This is a genomic window from Chryseobacterium sp. MHB01, from assembly GCF_034651565.1.
Taxonomy (GTDB): Bacteria; Bacteroidota; Bacteroidia; order Flavobacteriales; family Weeksellaceae; genus Chryseobacterium; species Chryseobacterium nepalense.
Genome location: NZ_JAYEDA010000002.1, coordinates 462,434 through 483,255, shown reverse-complemented (window position 1 = coordinate 483,255; position 20,822 = coordinate 462,434). Strand labels below are relative to the sequence as shown.

Below are 20,822 nucleotides of genomic sequence, written 5' to 3'. Positions count from 1 at the left end.
CGAGAACCTCGTGAAATCGCTCCATGTCTAAAAGTTTCTTACTTTTGTATACGGCATGCGAGCGGTTCTCACGTATACTTTAGGTGGAAACTTTAATCTTCGGTTTAAAGTGGGTTGGTCGCCCTGATTCTAGAGTGTGAGACCGCCGCATGCTATTTTTGCGTATAATTCTCATATCTAAAAGCATCGTTCCATATATAAAAATAATATTTATGAGGACGACATTTTCAACCATTCTTCTAATTTGCCCACCGGAGTAGTCCGCCAGCATAACAGAAAAAAAATACGGCTTTATGCCAGTTTTGCTTGCAAAATGCTGGATTGGTATTACCTGGCTATTATCGACAAACTCCGAAATTCCTTTAAAAGTAAAAGGAAAGCCAGACTACAATTTAATCTCGCACATTAAAAGTACTCGCTTTCTTTTGATATTCCAAATTATTTTCAGAACGAAGGGAATTTAATACTGAAGACAAAAAAATTCAACGGTCTGAATAATGCAGATGGTTACGGCTGTTTTTAGATTTCAATAGAATGTTTTCTTATTAGAAATGACACTTTACAATGAGTAAACTCATTGCGGCTTTACAGCTTACACGGGACACAATTTCATTCATATTATTTCAAGATGTGCTTGGGAAGGAGGTTTTGATATGTCCTTACTGAAGCTTCCTCCCAAGCATCATCAAGTAGATACGCTGAAAACATATTCAAGAAACAGAAAGTAGAATGTAACCATAGAAAAACAAAAGCCCTTTCCACAAAAGTTGACCGCTAGCGTAGGAAAGAGCAAAGTCTAACGAATTAAACCTATTCAAAAGTATGAAAAAAAACTTTTGCAGCCTAAGTCATCTTCAATTGGCTTTTGGCTTCACCTTGCTCGTCTCCGGCGTAGCAATAGGGCAGATGCGCACCATTACAGGCACTGTCTCGGAAAATAACCAGCCAGTCAAAGGAGTTTCCGTATTCCAGGAGGGTAGTGAAGAAGTGGCTGTGACCAATGCAGCAGGCGTTTACCGTGTTCAGGTATCGGGAGAGAACCCCGTAATTATTTACCGCCATCCGGACTATCCCGAACGAAAAATCACTTTAGGCAGTAGGATAAACGTCAATATCTCATTAGGTAAAGAAAAAGAGATAGAGGAAGTCGTTCTCAACGCAGGGTATTATAAAGTCAAAGACAAAGAAAGAACAGGAAGCATTGCCAAAGTCTCTTCAAAAGACATCGAAAACCAACCTGTTATCAATGTGCTTTCCGCTGCACAGGGTAGAATGTCGGGCGTGAGCATTACCCAAAATTCAGGAGTTCCGGGCGGAGGATTTGATATTCAGATCAGAGGGAAGAACAGCATCCGAAGAGAAGGAAATGAACCATTGTATATTATTGATGGTGTTCCAATTCTTTCAGAAACTCCCTCGTTGTACAGTGCTGCAATTTTACCATACGCTACCATAAATCCTCTAAATTCCATCAATCCCAATGATATAGAAAGCTTCGAGGTATTGAAAGATGCCGATGCCACGGCAATCTACGGATCACGAGGTGCCAACGGAGTCATCATTGTGACGACCAAAAAAGGAAGAAAAGGAAGAACCGATTTCAAGATTAATACCTCTTATTCTCTCAGTACGGTAGCCAACCGATTGAAGCTGCTGAACACTGATGAGTATATTAAGATCAGAAAAGAAGCATTTCAGAATGACGGCATCTCCACAATTCCTGCGGCAGCGTATGATTTCAACGGTGTGTGGGATCAGACCCGAAACACCGACTGGCAAAAAGAACTCATTGGTAATACGGCAGATGCGTCTGTAGTCCAGCTTTCTTTAAGCGGAGGTTCTGAAAACACCTCCTACTTAATCAGCTACGGACATAACGAACAGACAACGGTATTTCCTGCAGATTTCAGATACAAAACTAATAATCTAACAGGGAATTTCAGTTACAGAACACCTGATAAAAAACTGGAAGTCAATCTCAGCAATACCTTTTCGTTTCAAAGTAACAATGTCCTGAATGATGATTTAACAAAGAGAAGTTTAACTCTTAGTCCGAATGCTCCAGCACTCTACAATCAGGATGGTTCATCGAATTGGGAGAACAATACGTTTACGAATCCTCTGGGTGTTTTCAAAAGCGAATATCTCAATTCTAGCAATTTTTTAAACAGTGGAGCGCAGATTTCGTACCGCTTATTTCCGTTCATTACACTAAAATTCAACGGAGGTTTAACGTATCAGAATTTTGAAGAGTTTTCATTGAAGCCCCACACGATGTACAATCCCTCATCAGGATTGACGAGTGCCAATTCCACATCTTTTAAAAACAATTCTTCCACATTCTCTTATATTCTGGAACCGCAATTGGTTGCCAATCAAAGCTGGGGAAACCACAGCCTCGAAATGTTGTTGGGAACAACCTTACAGCAGTCTGAAACCAATCAGGGTTCTATACAGGGCTATGGCTTTGAGAGCAATGCCTTGATTCAGAATTTGGGAGCAGCTAAAACAAAAGTCATCAGCGACCAGGTCAGAAATCAGTATTACTACAATGCTGCGTTTGCAAGAATCAATTATCAATTCATGAAAAGATACATTGTCAACCTTACCGGAAGACGGGACGGTTCAAGCCGTTTTGGTCCCGACAATCGTTTCGGAAACTTTGGAGCGGTAGGTGCAGCATGGCTTATTTCAGAAGAAAGCTGGATGAAAAATGTTCGATGGCTGAGCTTTGCGAAAATCAGAGGAAGTGTCGGAACTTCCGGAAATGACAGGATCGGAGATTATCAGTATCTCAATACCTATACAATCTCATCCAACATCTACAACAACATCACAGCTCTGAATCCTTCAAGACTTTATAATCCCAATTTCAGCTGGGAGAAAACATTAAAGAAAGAAATAGCACTGGAATTATCATTTCTGAAAAGCAGAATTAATTTTTCAGCAGCATATTACAACAATACATCATCCAATCAATTGGTGGGTATTCCACTGCCTGCTACGACAGGATTTGCTACGATACAGTCCAATCTTCCTGCAAAGGTTCAGAATACAGGTTGGGAGTTTGAGGCATCAATGCAGGTTTTGAGACAAAGCAAGTTTAAATACGACACGTCATTCAATCTTTCTGTACCACAGAGTAAATTATTGGAGTTTCCGAATCTGGAAGGATCAACGTATGCCAATCAATATGTTTTAGGATATCCGATGTCACTCGTCAAAGTCTATCAGTTTGAAGGGGTAAATCCTTCCACCGGTTTATACCAATTTACCGACTTTGACGGAGACGGAAAGATTAATTCTCCCAATGACAATAAAGTGATTGAAAGAATAGGCGTGAGATTTTTCGGAGGCTGGTCAAGTAATTTCCGTTACGGACAATGGTCGGCATCATTTCTTTGGCAATTTGTAAAGCAGAGAAACTGGAATTACAACCGTCAGATGCTGGTGCCGGGATCAATGAACAATCAGCCTGTGGAAGTCTTGGATGTTTGGTCTCCTTCAAATCCTTCTGGAATGTATATGCCGTACAGTTCGGGAGCCAATGCTCAAAAGAATGCTTCACACGTTTTATTCCAGAATTCTACTGCTGCGATTGGTGATGCATCATTCATCAGACTGAAAAATGTACAGCTTAATTACAGCATTCCCGTTCAGAAATTCGGAATCAGAGAAGCAATGATTTATGTGCAGGGACAAAACCTCTTGACCTTTACAAAATATTTCGGTGTCGATCCTGAATTTGTACTGACCGGATATTTACCGCCACTGAAGACCTATTCAATGGGCTTTCAGTTGACTTTTTAAAAAGGGTTAAGCTTTTAGTATTTCAAAATTGAATCCATATTATAAAAAAAGTTTTTATAAGAATTAAGAATAAATCTTTAGCTAATGTAAGACTTATCCTTAAAGAATTTGAGACTTTATGAATGGATGTTTTCCATTGCGAAAATTGAAAATCAGATGATGTGAAATTTTCACATTCTAAGCATTGAATAAAAATTAAATCTTTAAAAAATTGAAAAAATGAAAATAAGAATAGAACATACTATTGTGGCAACTATAATATCCGCCGTACTGACTACCGTTATTTCCTGTGAAAAATTCGTAGAAACTGATTTTCCCAATAACCAGCTTCCGACAGAAGTCGTTTTTGAAGACGAGCAAACCGCTGAAGCGGCATTGGCAGGACTGTATGCAGGACTTTGGACGAACTCGCTTATTTCGGGAGGTATTGATGGAATGGGTGCATTGATGGGAACGTATACAGACGACCTGACCTGTGTGTACACATCAGGATCAAACGGTATTTTGGATATTGCTAACAATCAGCAGGTTGCTACTAATACCGTAGTAACGACGGCTTGGACGAATGCTTACAGGCAGATTTATGCTGCCAACAGCATTATAGAAGGCGTTACGAATTCAAAATCGTTAAGTCAGGCATCCAAAGACCGAATCAAAGGTGAAGCATTATTGGTTCGATCCATTATTTACTTTAATCTCTATCAGATTTTTGGAGAAATAGCTTACACAGAAACTACGAACTATTTTATAAATAGCCACTTGGGGAGAATGAATAAAGATCAGTTCCTCATAAAACTGGAAACCGATTTGTCTGAGGCGGTCAATCTTTTACCATCCGCTTACAGAAATGCAGAAAGAATCTATCCCAACAAATTTGCGGGATATATGGCATTGGCAAAAATGAAGATTCTGTTGAAGAAATGGGCGGAAGCAGAAGTGCTTTGCAGTACGATATTGCAATCATCACAATATACATTTCAAACAGATCCTTCCAAAGTATTTCAGAAAAGCGGCACGCATATCATTTGGCAGTTGAAGCCCAAAAATACGAATGATGCTACGAAAGAGGCATCACTGTACAACTTTACGGGAGCACCTTTATCGTTTGTCCTCAATTTGAATCTCATCAATACCTTTTCTGTGGGAGATTTGCGGAGACAGTATTATATAACGGCAGTTCCTTTTAACCAGCAGATCAATTACCGCTCTTCAAAATATAAAAACCTTGCGGTCAATAATCCTAATGAATATTCAATAATCTATCGTTTGGATGAAGTCAATTTCATGATGGCAGAGAGCCTGATCGAGCAAAATAAAGCAGGAGAAGCCGTTTTGTATATCAACCGTTCCCGCCAACGGGCAGGATTACCGGCTCTTAGCACCTCATTATCCGTTTCGTCGGCAACCACAGAATTGAGAGAGGAAAAGCGCAGGGAATTTTTTGTGGAACACGGCATCCGTTTTTTTGATCTGAAAAGATGGGGACTGCTTGACCAGTTGATTCCGGTAAAACCTAATTGGAAAAACTACCATGCCCAATGGCCGCTTCCGCAGAAAGAACTGCTTCTCAATCCAAATCTTAATCCACAAAATACAGGATATTGATAATGAACAGAAGTTCGAAGAATTGGAAGAATAGGGAAGACATACCTGAAAATAATAAGACGATGAAAACGATTCGAAAAATAGGGCTCCTCATTGTGTTTACTTTTCTGTTGTTGCCGTTACAATTCAACGGACAACATGATGACCTGAAAAAATTGGAAGCATTGGCAGAAAAAGCCGAAGTCCCGGATTTTCTGAAAATGTCAGAAGATGGAGAATGGGTAAGCTGGTTGATGAAATATGAAAGTAAATCGCCGATGTACATTTTACAAAATGTACATGATAAGACTCAAAAGTTTGAAAGAAAATCAATCAGGACTTCATTTTTTATGGGCAGTGAAAAATTTGCCTTTTTGAGTGGTGACCGATTAGAACTGATTAGTTTGGCAACTCAAACTATTGAAACAAAAAATCATATAAAGACGATTGATCAGATGAAACCGCAATCTTTATTTTTGATTCATTATGATGAGCATCAGAATAACAGACTGGAAATCTATGGTAAGAACGGAAAACAGCTGCAGTCGATTGATCAAGTCGTACGATTTCTTAAGGTTGACAATGAATTGATTCTATGGACGAAAAACGATTCTAAAGCACAAGAAATTAAAGTTTGGAAGATTGAAGGGAGCAATAAAAAACTGATTGCAAGTACTTCAGAAGAAGTCTTGAAAGTTTGGAAAGGCACTGCTACGGAAGGAGGATATACAGTCTTTGGTAAAGACAAGCATGAATATACATTAAAGCACTATGTTGATGGTTTGCCGATTCCGCGAAACCTTGATTTGATGCGGAGTAAAAATTATCATTATGTAAATCTTGACTATTCATCAGATCCTGATGCATTATTTATCAAGCTGATCAGAAAGATTCCGAAAGAAAAAAAAATGATAGAGTTTTGGTATGGCGTTGAAAAAGATCTCACTCATCATATTAAAGATATGCAGGTTGAAGAAAAATTTTTGTGGTATCCCAAAACAGGTAAAGTAATCCCGATGGATTCGATTTTTCATACAGAAATAGCGATTGGCAATTCCGGAGATTTTTTGAAGATAAAAAAAGATCATTCATTTGTAGATAAGAAAGATGATTTTTTCATGCCCAAAAGAGATTCCTTGTTTGTATGGAATTCAAGATCAAATGAACATCGTTTTTTTTGTGTGATTGATGAAAGACTGTATGTTTCACCGGATAGAAAATGGATTCTTACGGCTGATAACGATGGATGGAATCTTTTAAACACAATTACCCTTAAAACTAAAAAGCAATTATCAGATCGTGAAGCTTCACCCTATTTTAAAGGAACTGAGTTGATTACCTGGGTAAAAGGGAATAAGGTATGGGAACAAAATATTTTGAACGGCAAACTGGTGAGGAAAGTGAATTTAGATGGTGACCATGTTGAAATTATCAACAGTCAACACCAAAAGATAACGGAAGGGCTGCCTAGAGAAATTATTTCAGTACCTGAAAATAATTATTTATTTCGTCTCTCAAAAGGTGATTTGCTGAAATCATACGTAGAGTGGGATCATCGTACAATAAAAAAAATTATAGCTGAAACTACAGATAAAATACGAAATTTGATCTTTACAGATAATCATTCAAATTTTGTGTGGACTAAAGAAAATTACAATGAAGCGCCATCCATTGTATTTAAACAAAAAGGAAAGAAACATCATGTCGTATTCACGTCCAATGTTCATGATAAAACTGCGGAAAAAATAAGAAAGATTCAGCTGCATTACAAAGGAGCAACTCAAGAAACTTTAACTGCAACTTTATTTTTGCCACATGATTATAATTCGGGTAAAAAATATCCTGTCGTACTTAATATTTACGAAAAACAACAGAAAGGCATGTCAGCCTTTTTGCTTCCGACCTTTAAAAACGGAAGAGGCTTTAATGTACGGTTGCTATTGGAATCAGGCTATATGGTGCTCATTCCGGATATTACATACGGAGATAAAGGATCTGGTTTGTCTGCACTGGAGTCAATCCATAATGTATTAGATGAATTGGTAAAAATAGAACAAGTAGATGCGAGGCGAATTGCTTTGACAGGACAGTCTTTCGGAGGATATCAGACCAACTTTGTCGCAACGCACTCAGATCGCTTTGCTACATTTATTTCGGGAGCATCGGTATCTGACGTTATCCATACTCCGTTTTCTTTCAATTACGATTTTGGAAGTCCTGACTATTGGCGGTATGAATATGGTCAAATGCGTATGGGTGGCAGCTTTGTAGAAAATAAACAAAAATATATGGATAACAATCCGTTGTATTTTGCTTCAGAGGTTAAAGCTCCCATATTACTTTGGACAGGTGAAAAAGACAGTAATGTAGATCGCGAGGAAACCCGCTCATTATTTGTGGCTCTGAGAAAATACCGCAAGCCTGTGATAGCATTGTTTTATCAGGATGAAGGACATTCTCTTTCCGGTAGAGCAGAACAAAAAGATTTATCTGTAAGAATGCTGGAGTGGCTGGATTATTTTTTAAAAGATAAAAGAGATGTTGAATGGATTGATAAACAAATGAAGGGTGCGTTGTAGCACCCTTCACCTTTTTAATTAGTTAGGAATTTCATACAGTGGATTCCCGCAAGAGGTTCCACCTGCATTTTGGAATAGATTATGAGTGTTGACCCCATCAGACCAGGTACATACTTCCGTAATAACGTCTGGCTGACATGATTTTTCTGTCATAATACATTTTTCAACAGGTGCTAGAGGATCAAAACGATAGCCGTTTTCCACTAAACTGTTTTTTTTCACAACGCTTGTAGCGTACGCACTTCCTGCGCCTAAAAGCAATACTGCTAAGGGCAATGCGATTTTTCTCATTTTTTTCATGATGTAAAATTAAATTTGGTGCCTACTCTTAGTTCAGGTTTTCGGCTTCCCCCTGCAATGAAATGCTGAGTGATGTTCTGCGCAAAACGATATTTAATGATTTCATTTCCTGTTAATACATAAAGATGCTGATCTGCAATATGAAACTGCATCTTTTTTTCCTTTTTGGGATTTGGTAGATAAAAACTTCCGATGTATCCTTGTTTTACGGTAGAATAAACATCAATGATAAAAGAATTTTTCCACCGATCCCTGTCTTCAAATTTTCCGATGAGATTTGATTCGATAAACAACAGACCCGCATACGCAAATGCTTTTTTATTGACTTTTAATGGAGGTTTGCTCATCTTCTTTTTTCCGTCCGAAAGTTCAGAAACCTCAATCTGCGGAATGCTTATCGTATCAATGGTTTTATACTTCGCTTTGATGGTAAGATGGTTATCCATGATCAAGAGCTGATTTTTGTAATAGTGTACATAAACAGCAGTTTGAGTGATTGGGTCAAAATGCAGTTGTCCATCAGTATCAAAGATTCCGTCATTGGTTTTTCCAAGAATTCCTGATTTCAGATTCAGAGGATTTTTCTGCAAAGGATTTAACAATCCTAAGGTCTGCTTTTCTGAATCTTTGAAATAAGTGCTGATTGCAAAGGAATCTTTACTGATATTCACCAATTGGCTGAAATATGCCTGTCCTAAGCTCAAGGTCTTTGCCTGATGATTTCCCAGCATTCCCTGATAGATAACAGGTACGCTTCCATCATACAGATAGAAATCCGGTGCATTCACCTTCAGTTGCGCTCTTTTAAAATCAAAGTCGTACCTGTCCGGTATTATCCTGTGATCTTTCATTGCTTTAAAATTCAAATCAGTTGATGTCAGTAGAAATGGAGCAGTATAGTTGCCCAGATATACTGAATCTTTTGAAATGCCCGCAAGGTAATAGGAGTTGATCTGAAGATTGAAACGATTCTTTTCTGTTATAGGATGCTGCAAAAACCTTCGTGTAAAATTATTTTCCTTTTTGATCATAAATTCTGATTGTCTGTACATCAGAATGATTGCTGAACAACTTACAATCGATAAAACAATCAGCAGACTTACAGATTTAAAAATCTCTTGTCGTTTAGAACCTGAATATAAAACAATTGCAAAAGCAGCTATGATAACTGTGGCAATATTAAATATCAGATGGGTTTTCCAATCCATTTTTTCTAAAATTCCACCGCAAGAGCAAGGAATAAACTCGCTGTAGTTCAAGATCATGTAAATATAGACAGTGAATAAAACCATCAGAACAAAAGAAAAGTATAATCCGATTTTTCTGGTTCTCTCAAAGATCAATAAAATACATATTGCAAGTTCAATGATTAGAACTCCGTAAGAGATAACATTTGAAAATGCACTCAATAGGGGAGACTGTGCAATCTGAATCTGAAAATTTTCAAAATCCATCATCTTACTGATGCTCGCATAGCAAAACAGCAGGATGAAAAAATAGCTGACAATTTCTATAAATCTTGTTCTGACGGTTTTCATAATCGTAATATTTATCCTTTTCTAACTAAAATCCATTGTACGTTCTTTCCGCAATATGCCGGCATAAGTTCACCTTTTGATACAAAAACTGAAGTACTGATCCGCCCTTCAATTTCCCATTCACCGCTCACAGTGCATTTTTTTCCTGTGCTTATCAGTACCTTTTGGTTTTCCACACTTAGAAACTTTGTCGGTTAAAGAGGTTTCTATTTCTGGTGGTATCCTGCTCAATCCTCCAATGCTGCTTATCTCTTGGTGGATCGTCATCATCATCTCCTGTATCCAGATTTTCAGAATCACTTTCTCCGGATTCTTTATTTCCAATTTTTTCAGATTCATTATAGTTTTGAACTTCGATTTTCAGATTTTTTTGTTCTGTTATATTAAAATCATCATCAGATCTTTCGCAAGACTGCATAAGCAATACAGTTATTAAACTTAAAATTGAGATACACTTTTTCATTTTTTAAATGGCTTTAAAAGTTATCCCGGCCGGTTTGAAATATTGATTAGAATTCTGATGTCGAAATTAGGAGTGTTGGGGTATTCAGAAAAGCTTTATGCGGGTCTATGGATTCATTAGAAGGGAATAATTGATACATTATTCCCACAAAATAGAATCTTATAACGCTGTAAATCAGCTCATAGGTCATTAAAACTTTTGAATAGATCAAACAATCGTTTGAATTATGATTTTTTAATTAAATTTGTGAATATGTTATCTCTATGTGTTATCATAATCGCTTTTTATTGTTAATATTTACTTTCTTTTTGTCATTAATCCAAGGTCAGAATCTAAATGAACAGTCTTACAAGAATATTTCAGGCTTATTTAATTCGTATTCCGAGAATGATGAAAGAGCCTTGGTGTTTGTAAATCTGTACATCAGCAAAGCAAAAAAAGATCATAATTATAAAAAGCTCATAAGAGGATACGAGGAAGCGATCTACTACAGCAGAGATGTGAACCGCAAATTATTATATGCAGACAGTACGATAATCACAGCCATACAAAACAAAAATGATGATGATATTTCCAGGGCTTATCTTGGAAAGGGGATCATATACTATTATAACAGAAAACAATATAAACCTGCTTTAGAGCAGTATTTAATAGCCTTCAAGTTTTCCAAGAATTCGAAAGATGATTACCTCAAGAATAAGATCACGTATCATTTGGGGATGGTTAAAAGCTATTTGGGTTATTATAAGGAGGCGGCAGTACATTTTGAAGAAGCAGCAGATTATTTTGAAAAAAAATCCAAAGAGAATGTTCATCCTAACATCAGGCTGAATAACGAATCAGGATACTTTAACAGTATTTACCGGTTAAGTACCTGTTACCGGAACTTACGGTTGTATCAGAAGGAAGATTCATTGATTAATATAGGATTAAGAAGACTTCACAATACCGCTCAGCTGTCCACGGAGTATGGATATTTTCAAAAAGGAAAAGGGGTACAGTTGTTAAGATTGGGAAATACCGATGATGCATTACAATATTTTAAACAGTCAAAGGATATTTTGAGTCACCATCAGGATGATGCTTCATTAATGACGGTTTATTTTTATATGGGAAAAGCGTATTGGTCAGATAGAAAAAGAGCAGAATCTTTACGATATCTCAACAAAGTTGATTCTTTGGTCAATAAATTTTGGTTTGTCACTCCTGAGATCAGATCCGGTTATGAATATCTCATTAAAGATGCCAAACAAAATAAAAATTATGAAAGGCAATTATATTATACCAATCAGCTGTTAAAGGCTGATTCAATTATCAATGCTGATTTTGCCATGCTTTCTTCAAAAATTCACAGGGAATACGATACCAATACTTTATTAGAAGAGAAGAATAAATTGCAAAGGGTTCACAAAAATGGGTTTATTATTTTATATTATTCTATGGGTTTTGGATTGATGATAGTATGCTTTTCAATCTGGAAGTTCCGCAAGAGAGAAAAAGCACTGACGATCAAGTATCAGGAATTGTTAGAAAAATTTAATACTTCTCAACCTACAGATCATTTTTTAGAATCGAAACCTGTTTCTTCCGAAGAAAAAAATATTTACAGCGCAGAAATTATTGAAGAAGTAAAAGCAAATCTCAAGATTTTTGAAGAGAGAAAAAACTTTTTGAAGCAGAATTTAACGCTTCCGATTGTGGCTAAAATGATTGGAAGCAACCGTACCCATCTATCATACGTACTCAATGTTCATCTTGATGTAACATTTACCACGTATTTAAAAATTTTAAGAATCAGGTATATCACCAATTTACTATTAGAAGACAGTAAATATCTTAATTTTAAGATTGACAGCCTGGCGGAAAAATGCGGAATGGCAAACCGGCAAATCTTTTCAGCACATTTCTTGGAAATCAACGGAATCAGACCTACCGATTTTATCCGGAAAAGACTGGATGAAATACAGAAGAAGTGATTTTTTATTTTTTAGCCCGATTTTTACGTTACCAAAAAAATGATACGTATGAACGGACAAAATTTCCGAAAAAAAAATGACCAGCTTTGGAAAAATCTTACAACAACTGTAGATCAGATCAACAGGAGCGAAAATGACATTGTCATTCGTTCTGAAGAGATTCTGATGGAAACAGACATTGCCATTAGACAATTGAAGGATCACCTTCGGCAATATCAATTTTCAGATTGGAGTGATGAAATCTACTTTTTTAAAAATACCAAACCGCAATTCATAGCAGTTTATATTTACTACTCCAAAGTTTTAGCTATAGAAGCCTCAAAACCTTATGCAGATCCTCAAGCCTTACAATCCTACTACGAAAATGAGAGAAGCAATCTTTTGTATTTTTATAATGAGCAGAGAGAATTTATTAGTTACTACCGCCGAAAATCTACCTATCTGGATAAGAAATATTTCGTCAGGTTCAAATTCGACTTTAAGTTGAAGTTAAGCCCCGAACTGTACAGCTATGATGAAGAATTTTCGACATCCCATGATCATATGGTATCTCAGATTTTAGCGAATGATCTTTTGGATCACTATTTATCTAATAAAATAAATTCGAAAGAAGTCAGAGAAAATTCAATCGCACATATCAGAAATCTGGAATGGACAGCTCCTAAAGTTGCATTGATTGAGTTGTTGTATGCGCTTCACCAAACAAAATGTTTCAACGGTGGTCACTCAGATCTGGCTGAAATTTTCAGGTGGGCAGAAAACTCACTTCATATTAATTTAGGCAATTATCATAAAACTTTAGGTGAAATACGCTTACGTAAAACGGAAAGAACTAAATTTTTGTCATTGCTTCAAAAGAATTTAGATCAATATCTGGATAATTTAGATGTGTGATTTGGATGAAGATAGATAAAACAAATTGTAATCTTTAATTTAAAACCTTTTATTCATAGGTTTCACAAGGGAATCTTTCGGTAGTACCGACAAACTACCGAAAGATATTTTGCGTGATTTCGAAAATTTGTCAGACAAAACAAATTTGAAATCATGGCAATATCCATTATCACCAAAGAAGATCTTCAGCAGTTTAAAGTTGAATTGCTGGAAGGGATTAAAGAATTACTACACGATAATACAACAGAACAAAAATTATGGCTTCGGACCTCCGAGGTCAAAAAGCTGTTGAACATTTCATCAGGAACATTACAAAATCTGAGAATCAACGGAACGTTATCATACAGTAAGGTAGGAGGGACTCTGTACTACAATTACAAAGACATTGAGAAACTACTGACAGACTTCAAACATTAAATCGGTAGTTATGAAGCAGTCTAATAAAATTATTGATTTTTTTGGAAATGTCATTAGGGATCATCGGATGGTTCCCTCGCACATCAGTTTATATGTTTCGCTTTTCCAGTTGTGGAGTAGGCATCAATACCAAAATCCATTTCGTGTGAGTCGGAAAGAGGTGATGAAGCTCGGTAAAATAAAATCTTTTGCGACTTACCACAAATGTATAAAAGAACTGCATAGCGCAGGGTTTATCATTTATTCCCCTAGTTATCACCCTTATGAAGGAAGCTTAATCGAAATTATTGATTTTGAAAGTGAAGATTTTGAAAAAAGTAAAATAGTACATGACCAAAAAATAGTACCCGACAAAAAGATTTCCTTTTCTGTACCGATGCTGTATGAGGTTGAACTATATTTTAACGAGTGTGATTTTCAATCTGAAGAAGCGAATCAATTTTATTCATTATACGAATCTAAGGATTGGAAGTTGTGCAATGATCAACCCATGAAGTGTTGGAAATCTGCAGCAAGAAATTGGATTTCAAAGCTGAAAAATTCAAATCAAAACCAAAACCAAAACCAAAACTAATGAAAGAAATTGATCCTAAAACTCCGATCTGGCAACTGACTGTTGGAGAATTCTTAGAAATTTCGAGCGGTGTCAACTCTGAAAAGAAATATGAATATGGTCTGAAAGGTTTAGCGAAAATATTGGGATGTTCTGTTTCAAAAGCTTCAGAAGTAAAATCATCGGGGTTATTGGATGAAGCCATCATCCAAAACGGAAACATTATCATCATAGACAAAGAAAAAGCATTATCGCTTTTCGGAAAAAAATAAAGATGACTTATCTTGAATTGATACACCGATTTTGGGATTTTAATAAAATAAATCAAATAGGTTCTACGGGAATTTCGATGTATCTGTATTTGCTTAAAATTGGATATGACAATAACGGGTATGAGTTCCAGATTTCTGATGTTGCAGTGAGTAAAGAGTTGGGATTAACCCGAAAGACCGTAAAATCTGTAAAAGAGAAACTCCAGAACTTTGGATTAATTGAATTTCAAACCAAGAACGGACTTCCATGTTACTACAGATTGCTTTTAGATTATCCCTTGAAAATTGCTAAACCCGAAAAAATAAAGAAAGCTAAAATTGTAAAAAGTTCAGATTTTCTTACAGCAGGAAGTGTAGAAATTCCATCACAACAACAACAACAACAACAACAACAACAGCCATCACCACCTGTAATCAATCAAAAGAACATTCCAAGTTTTGATGAATTTATTGAATATGCCCAAACATTAGAAACTTATGAATCTGAATTAGATTCCGTCATAGAAAAAAAGTACGAAGTCTGGGTACGTAATGATTGGCAAAATAGTTCAAACCGACGTATTACCAACTGGAAATCTTCCCTAAAAAGTATATTGCCGTTCATAAAAAATGAGGATACAAACCTTCAGCTTTCCGTATCAAGCATTCCAAATATAAAGCGTCCTAAAAATCCAGACCGAAAGTAATACTAAAATAAAAAATTCAACACATAAAAAAGATGTACAGCATGGGGGATCCGCATGTAAGACTTATCCGAAAGGAATTTGACAATAAAAGCGAAAGAGTTCCCGAAAAAATCAGAATAGGGAACCATTTCGTGGACGATTTCATTTTTGAAGATCATGAAGCTGCCGATATTCCTATCAATGCACTTCGGGTGATTTTCAATATTATTTCCATCATCAGCAATGAACAATTCCGTCCGGAAGACAGACCAAAACAGCTTTCACTTTTTGATGAAGAATTTGAAACCGAAAACAATATTTTCGCTTCTATAAAAATCAGAAATAGCAAAATTTCTCCTAGCGGTTCCACAAAACAAGTGATAGATGCTTATGAATTTCTCGCAAAATTCAAAATGAGCTGGTATAAATCGTTTAATTCTAAAGGAAGAGAAATCAAAACTTTCGGTGGACTCATTTCAACACCGAGTTACGATAAAAGAGGGTACACCACTTTTCTAATCAGCAGTTATTGGCTGAAAAAATTGATGGTCATTCCGGAATATAATTATGTGCTGTACAATCTGGTCTATAATGTAAGAAACAACAAACATATAATATTTGCTATCTGGCTTTCGAAAATCCCTGAAAATGGAACGGTATTAAAACTGTCAACACTGAACAAAAAATTTGGATTGAATTATCAAACTGCCAAGGATTTTTGTTTCAAGTTTCTAAAACCTGCAAGAAGCAGTCTTAATACATTCAATACGGTCTCTTTCGATTATAAGTACAAAAGAGATTCAATTTTTGTAATACCGCGTTTGACAAAAAAGAAGGAAGATGATCATATATCTGAAAACAGTAACGAAGAACGGAAATTAAGAAAAGCATATCCTAATGAAAAGCAAGAAATCAGCCGAAGATTGATCTACTTTAGAAAAAGATATGGTCTGCTGACAAGTGAAATGATTCAGTTTTCGCATCAATACAGATATATTCCGCAAACCAGAGTATTGATAGAGAAAGCTTTTGAAGAATTTATTAGAACAGCACGATTGCAAGGAATTAAATCGACAGAATTTCAAGGAACCGAATTTTTAAATAAAATTCAGGAACACATCATACAGATTTACAGGAATACAAAAATGGGAGAGTTGCTGCCAAATGGCTACCCAATAATTATTTGAGTTCGGAATTCCACTCACCCAAAATTCGGAATTGCACTCACTGAAGTTAAGAAAATGTTAAAATATTGAAATTTTTGATTGAGAATTCGGAATTGCACTCACTCCAAAATTCAAAACCCGTTAAAAATAGGGATAACTGTAAGAAAATGTGAAAAAAAACGAAAAATCAATGAAAGTAGAAAATACAATTCGGATTTACACTCACCACAAATGAGTTGTTTTTTCGGAATTGCACTCACTCCACTTTCGGAATTGCACTCACTGAAATTCGGAATTGCACTCACCGAAAATGGGGTTCAAATGCTTTACCATAAGGCGATTCGGTGCATCATTAAAAGTATTATAAAAGTAATTAAAAAGTTTTTTTTTATTTAAAAGGAAAATGTGGATAAAAAATTTGCTTTAAAAAAGAAAAAAATGAATTGCGAAGAAGCAAAAGAAAAAGTAAATATTAGAACAGTTTTGGAATCGTTCAATCTCTTTCCCGTGAAAGAAAACCGAAAAACGGCATTTTATTTTGCGCTCGACAGAGAGGAAAAAATCCCGAGTTTGTCTGTTGATTTTGTGAAAAATAAAGCTTTTGATTTCGGAACCGGGAAAAGTTATGATGTTATTTCAATTGTTCAGCAAATGAATCAATGTTCAGTTTCTGATGCTTTGAAGTACCTTGATAAATTTGACTTCTCAGTTCAAAATAATACTCAGATTGAAGAATCTGTCCAAATCAAAAATTATCAAATCATAAAAGTAAATGAAATTCAGCACCCAGCTTTAATCCAATATTTAAAATCCCGAAAAGTTTGTGAACAAAAAGATTTGGTAAAAGAAATTGAGTATATGTTGAATGGTAAGAAATATTTCGGAATTGGCTTTTTTAATAATTCCGGAGGCGTTGAAATCCGAAATAAATATTCAAAGATATGTTTGGGCAAAAAAGATGTGACTTTGATAAAAAATGATTTGAAGACTTCCAATGAAATTGTAGTTTTTGAAGGTTTTTTTGATTATCTGACTTTTAAAAATTTGGAAAGTGCAGAAAGTTCAATTTCAGATTGTTTGATTCTCAATTCTACGGCAATGCTTTTCAAAGTCGATAAAGAACTTAGAGCATATTATAAAACCTCACTTTTCCTAGATAATGATGATAATGGAATTACAATCAAACAGGTTATCCGGAAAAACTATAAAAATGTTGAAGATTGTTCTTTGTTGTACAAAGATTTTAAGGATTTAAACGAGTGGTTTTGTGCAACAAAGTAAAATGTAAAAATTCTGAAAATGATTTTAAAGAGAAATTTAATTTTAAAAATCATAAACTGGTTAAACCTTAAAAAAAACAGATTACCTAATGTTTAATTTTACATTTTTCCTACTATCAAAACCCTCTATTTAATCACTTCTAACTGATTTTTGGCTTTTTACTATTGCAAATGTAGGACAGCATCATTCACCTAAAAAAATATTTTTGGGTTTCTATAAAAATTCTTTCCACGAGTTCCAATAATTTTTTCAGACACTCCTGAATCCTTCGGACAAAAATATTTCGAGCCACAATCCTCCAAAGCTTTGGAGGATTGTGGTTTTATATGCCTGATACTTTCCTATGATCATCGGCAAAGAAAAAGACGGAACCTCAGTTATACGAATCAATTAAATCGCAGACGGTCTTTGACATCAACGGAAAAAACAACAAAATAAAACAACAAATAATTCTGCTTTTCCAATTGGATATAAGCAGAAAAAAAAACGAGTGTCCTCGAAACCAAATCAATCAAATCGAAAATTTTAACAAACTCGAAAATCAATTATTAACAATCAAAAATTAACATTATGAACATCGTAGGCAGAATTACAAAAAACGCAGAAATCAACACTTTAAAAAATGACAAACAGGTCGTGAATTTTTCACTAGCCATTAATGACAGATTTAAAACCAAACAAGGCGAACTAAGAGAACAGACCACTTATTATAACTGCTCCTATTGGCTAAGTGCCAACGTAGCTAAGATTTTAACGAAGGGAACATTAGTAGAGCTTACAGGCAGAGCAAGTGCGAGTGCGTGGATTGGAAAAGATGGAGAAATAAAATCGGGGTTGAATTTCCATACTTCTAACATCAAAGTACACGGAGGCGGAAAAAAGTCTGACACAGAAGAACAACCAGCTTCACAGCCACAGAAATCCAATGCTTTTGCGGAAGATACGGACGATGATTTACCATTCTAAAAGCATTCAAAATATGGAAGCACAATATAACTTTCAAATGAAGCCGAAAAGTGATAAGAATGATTGGGAAAAGGTGGAAATCTTTTCCCAATTCTATTGCGAGAGAACGACAGCAATACGGTATGCAAAAAGTCTTTCAAGAAAATTCAAATCAGAAATCCGCCTTACAGAGGGAAAAGAACCTTTCAAAACAAGCGGAACATACATTTACGAAAACAACAATTATACAACAAATATTATGGCAAATTGGTGCAACAATAAAGTAACATTCACAGGAAATCGAGAGGTTTTGGACAAAGTCTCGAATGTATTTCAAGAAATGATAGAAAAGGAAACTAAGGGAAATATTGGGCAACTGCCCGATTTTGTCAAGAGCAAAAACGGTTACTTCTGTGAAATTTATCGAAGTGAAACAGATGAATGTTCTTTCCATTATGAGACAAGATGGAGCCCAAATATCGAAGCATTATGGATTGTTGCAAATCATTACGATGTCGGATTTGTATTGGATTACGAAGAATCTGGCTGTATGGTTTTTGGCAAGACCATATGCGAAAACCAAATCTTACAGGATTATTTTCTCAATCAATGTGACTTTCAAGACTTCATCTACAATGTAGATACAGATTGTTACGAATTCGAAGGTGAAAATTACGATTACAAAGAGGAGATTATGAGAATCCTATTAGACAGGAAAATAAATAATAACAAACAAAAAATTGCATAAATGAAAACATCACTTCAACAAACAGAATATTTACTGATAAAATCAATGACCAACAGTGAATGGGATAATGGCGATTTTGCCATTATCCACATTACGGGAGAATGGAAAGAAATCCAAAAGAAAAGGCTCGAAGCCGTAAAGCCTTTGGAAAATGACTATGATTTAAAATGGCTGAATTATGCCGATACCAATGTAGAGTTTTTCAAATTTTCGGAAGAAAATTATCCCTAAGTTGAAGAATGGCTTTCGGAGAGAAGCAGGATTTTTATCGAATTGGAAAAAGAGGATTTGAAAAAATTTTTGCAACCCGAAAATAATCTGAATTGCTACCAAATGCAAGTCTATAAAAACGGAAATGCCATTTACAACGCTTTTGGAAAACAGACAGGCGAAGAATTTTGGACAGAAGAATTTTCATTATATCAATTAACTCAACAACAATGAGAGTAACAGACTTAAACGGTTGCAAGATTAAAGTAACCAATCTTGATGAAGCTATCCAAATTACAGCAGAGTAAGGAATATGAACATACAAACAAAGAATTTTCAGAATTAGATAAAAGACTGAGAAGGTTTTGGAAAGATATGTACGGAAAACTACTAAAATCAAAACAATATGAGCAATCTCGCAGACAAAACGGAGTATAAAGCATTGAACATTATTGCCAAAATGGTAAAACAATATGAAAAATTACACTATTTGGATATGACCAAAGAAGATGATTGGAATGCCACAAACGCAAGAAACCTATTACAGAGCATTATTCAAAATAATGAATATAAAATTAATTATAACAGAAATAGTAAAAAATCAATTTTAAAAACAAAATTATGCAAACCAATTTTTTCAGACAGATAGGCAAACTCAATCTTACAGGAGATTTGCAAATCACACTCCGACAAGGGGCAGAAAACAGTTTCGTTCTTTCCGTATTGCTCAACAATGAGCAATGCGGAGACGAGGCAAGGAAAACGATTCCGCCACTCAATTTAAGGGGGACAGCGGAAGAATTGGACAACGGATTTTTTGAAAGTATTTCGACACCATTGCAGACCGCATCGGGCTTAATGGTAGATATGGAAAGTTTTATGAAACAGGTCGAAGAAGCCAAGAAGAAATCGGCAATGGAAAAGGAGAAATCCGACAAGGAGAAAAAAGAAAAGGAAGGCAAAGATAAAAAGTACAAAGAAGCCTTGCAAAAAGCCGAAGAACTCGAAAAAGACGGCAAATACAAAGAAGCGTGGTCAGCTCTTCCAAAAGTATCGGAATTTCCCGATTATGCTGAAATCATCCGCAAAAAGCAGGATGAATATGAGAAACATTTTGCACCAAGCCTATTCTCTGAAACGACCAATGAAAATGTTGAATCTTAAAAATATTATAAATGTTACTTGCAACCCTATTAGACCGAGTTTTTATACTCAAAGATAACGGACAGGAAATACGTTTACCTGACCCTGAACCAAAATGGAGCGTAGAATCAGTAATGAACTTTTACGCCAACACGTACCCGATACTGACCACTTCAAAAATTTCAGCACCGAAAATCAAGGATGATGCTGTTGAATATCAATTTGAAAGTGTGATGGGAACAAAAGGATAATAAATAGTTGATGGTTTTTGGTTGACA

At 35.6% G+C, this 20,822-nt stretch carries 20 protein-coding genes; 17 read left to right on the top strand and 3 right to left on the bottom strand.

The window, feature by feature from the left end; genetic code table 11:
• Window positions 1-822: 822 nt before the first annotated feature.
• The 3 genes from U9K52_RS05815 to U9K52_RS05805 all read left to right on the top strand — a co-directional run bounded on the left by U9K52_RS05815 (window position 823) and on the right by U9K52_RS05805 (window position 7,973).
• Window positions 823-3,810, top strand: coding sequence for a SusC/RagA family TonB-linked outer membrane protein (locus U9K52_RS05815; protein ID WP_322925641.1), 2,988 nt, complete (start codon window positions 823-825; stop codon window positions 3,808-3,810).
• A gap of 219 nt (window positions 3,811-4,029) precedes the next feature.
• Complete coding sequence (locus tag U9K52_RS05810; protein ID WP_322925640.1) at window positions 4,030-5,415, top strand: RagB/SusD family nutrient uptake outer membrane protein; 1,386 nt, start codon at window positions 4,030-4,032, stop codon at window positions 5,413-5,415.
• Between the two features lie 62 nt (window positions 5,416-5,477).
• Complete coding sequence (locus U9K52_RS05805) at window positions 5,478-7,973, top strand: alpha/beta hydrolase family protein (protein ID WP_164462451.1); 2,496 nt, start codon at window positions 5,478-5,480, stop codon at window positions 7,971-7,973.
• Between the two features lie 18 nt (window positions 7,974-7,991).
• Here U9K52_RS05805 and U9K52_RS05800 read toward each other — a convergent pair whose 3' ends face one another.
• The 3 genes from U9K52_RS05800 to U9K52_RS05790 form a co-directional block, all read right to left on the bottom strand.
• Window positions 7,992-8,264: a hypothetical protein gene (locus tag U9K52_RS05800; RefSeq protein WP_139326203.1), complete on the bottom strand. Its 273-nt coding sequence runs from the start codon at window positions 8,262-8,264 to the stop codon at window positions 7,992-7,994.
• A 5-nt stretch (window positions 8,265-8,269) separates the two neighbouring features.
• On the bottom strand, window positions 8,270-9,811 hold the full coding sequence (locus U9K52_RS05795; protein ID WP_034741403.1) for a MauE/DoxX family redox-associated membrane protein: 1,542 nt from the start codon (window positions 9,809-9,811) through the stop codon (window positions 8,270-8,272).
• Between the two features lie 178 nt (window positions 9,812-9,989).
• On the bottom strand, window positions 9,990-10,274 hold the full coding sequence (locus tag U9K52_RS05790; protein WP_322925639.1) for a hypothetical protein: 285 nt from the start codon (window positions 10,272-10,274) through the stop codon (window positions 9,990-9,992).
• 308 nt (window positions 10,275-10,582) lie between these two features.
• On the opposite strand from U9K52_RS05790, the gene U9K52_RS05785 reads away from it, so the two are divergent.
• The 14 genes from U9K52_RS05785 (at window position 10,583) to U9K52_RS05720 (ending at window position 20,795) form a co-directional block, all read left to right on the top strand.
• Entirely contained in the window at window positions 10,583-12,250 is a 1,668-nt protein-coding gene (locus U9K52_RS05785) for a helix-turn-helix domain-containing protein (protein ID WP_322925638.1), read from the top strand.
• Window positions 12,251-12,298: 48 nt separating this feature from the next.
• On the top strand, window positions 12,299-13,144 hold the full coding sequence (locus tag U9K52_RS05780; protein WP_034741394.1) for an RteC domain-containing protein: 846 nt from the start codon (window positions 12,299-12,301) through the stop codon (window positions 13,142-13,144).
• A gap of 153 nt (window positions 13,145-13,297) precedes the next feature.
• Window positions 13,298-13,561 (top strand): helix-turn-helix domain-containing protein, encoded by a 264-nt coding sequence (locus U9K52_RS05775; protein ID WP_034741391.1) that lies wholly within the window; start codon window positions 13,298-13,300, stop codon window positions 13,559-13,561.
• 10 nt (window positions 13,562-13,571) lie between these two features.
• Complete coding sequence (locus U9K52_RS05770; RefSeq protein WP_074231889.1) at window positions 13,572-14,135, top strand: hypothetical protein; 564 nt, start codon at window positions 13,572-13,574, stop codon at window positions 14,133-14,135.
• The gene (locus U9K52_RS05765) at window positions 14,135-14,386 is read left to right on the top strand and encodes a DUF3853 family protein (protein WP_034741388.1); all 252 of its coding nucleotides are present in this window, start codon (window positions 14,135-14,137) and stop codon (window positions 14,384-14,386) included. The genes U9K52_RS05770 and U9K52_RS05765 overlap by 1 nt, the downstream gene beginning before the upstream one ends.
• Window positions 14,387-14,388: 2 nt before the next feature.
• Window positions 14,389-15,072, top strand: coding sequence for a hypothetical protein (locus tag U9K52_RS05760; RefSeq protein ID WP_322925637.1), 684 nt, complete (start codon window positions 14,389-14,391; stop codon window positions 15,070-15,072).
• A 41-nt stretch (window positions 15,073-15,113) separates the two neighbouring features.
• Window positions 15,114-16,238 carry a hypothetical protein gene (locus U9K52_RS05755; protein WP_117590634.1) on the top strand — a complete coding sequence of 375 codons (1,125 nt, stop codon included), beginning with the start codon at window positions 15,114-15,116 and terminating at the stop codon, window positions 16,236-16,238.
• Between the two features lie 564 nt (window positions 16,239-16,802).
• Window positions 16,803-17,498, top strand: coding sequence for a toprim domain-containing protein (locus U9K52_RS05750; protein WP_322925636.1), 696 nt, complete (start codon window positions 16,803-16,805; stop codon window positions 17,496-17,498).
• Between the two features lie 570 nt (window positions 17,499-18,068).
• Window positions 18,069-18,464, top strand: coding sequence for a single-stranded DNA-binding protein (locus U9K52_RS05745; RefSeq protein WP_028122590.1), 396 nt, complete (start codon window positions 18,069-18,071; stop codon window positions 18,462-18,464).
• A 13-nt stretch (window positions 18,465-18,477) separates the two neighbouring features.
• The gene (locus U9K52_RS05740) at window positions 18,478-19,191 is read left to right on the top strand and encodes a hypothetical protein (protein ID WP_159437613.1); all 714 of its coding nucleotides are present in this window, start codon (window positions 18,478-18,480) and stop codon (window positions 19,189-19,191) included.
• Window positions 19,192-19,422, top strand: coding sequence for a hypothetical protein (locus tag U9K52_RS05735; RefSeq protein ID WP_051889993.1), 231 nt, complete (start codon window positions 19,192-19,194; stop codon window positions 19,420-19,422).
• Between the two features lie 385 nt (window positions 19,423-19,807).
• A complete protein-coding gene (locus tag U9K52_RS05730) occupies window positions 19,808-20,050 on the top strand; it encodes a hypothetical protein (RefSeq protein WP_028122591.1) in 243 nt (80 codons plus the stop codon).
• On the top strand, window positions 20,023-20,565 hold the full coding sequence (locus U9K52_RS05725) for a PRTRC system protein E (RefSeq protein ID WP_028122592.1): 543 nt from the start codon (window positions 20,023-20,025) through the stop codon (window positions 20,563-20,565). The genes U9K52_RS05730 and U9K52_RS05725 overlap by 28 nt, the downstream gene beginning before the upstream one ends.
• A gap of 11 nt (window positions 20,566-20,576) precedes the next feature.
• Window positions 20,577-20,795 carry a PRTRC system protein C gene (locus tag U9K52_RS05720; protein ID WP_027379053.1) on the top strand — a complete coding sequence of 73 codons (219 nt, stop codon included), beginning with the start codon at window positions 20,577-20,579 and terminating at the stop codon, window positions 20,793-20,795.
• Window positions 20,796-20,822 lie beyond the last annotated feature (27 nt).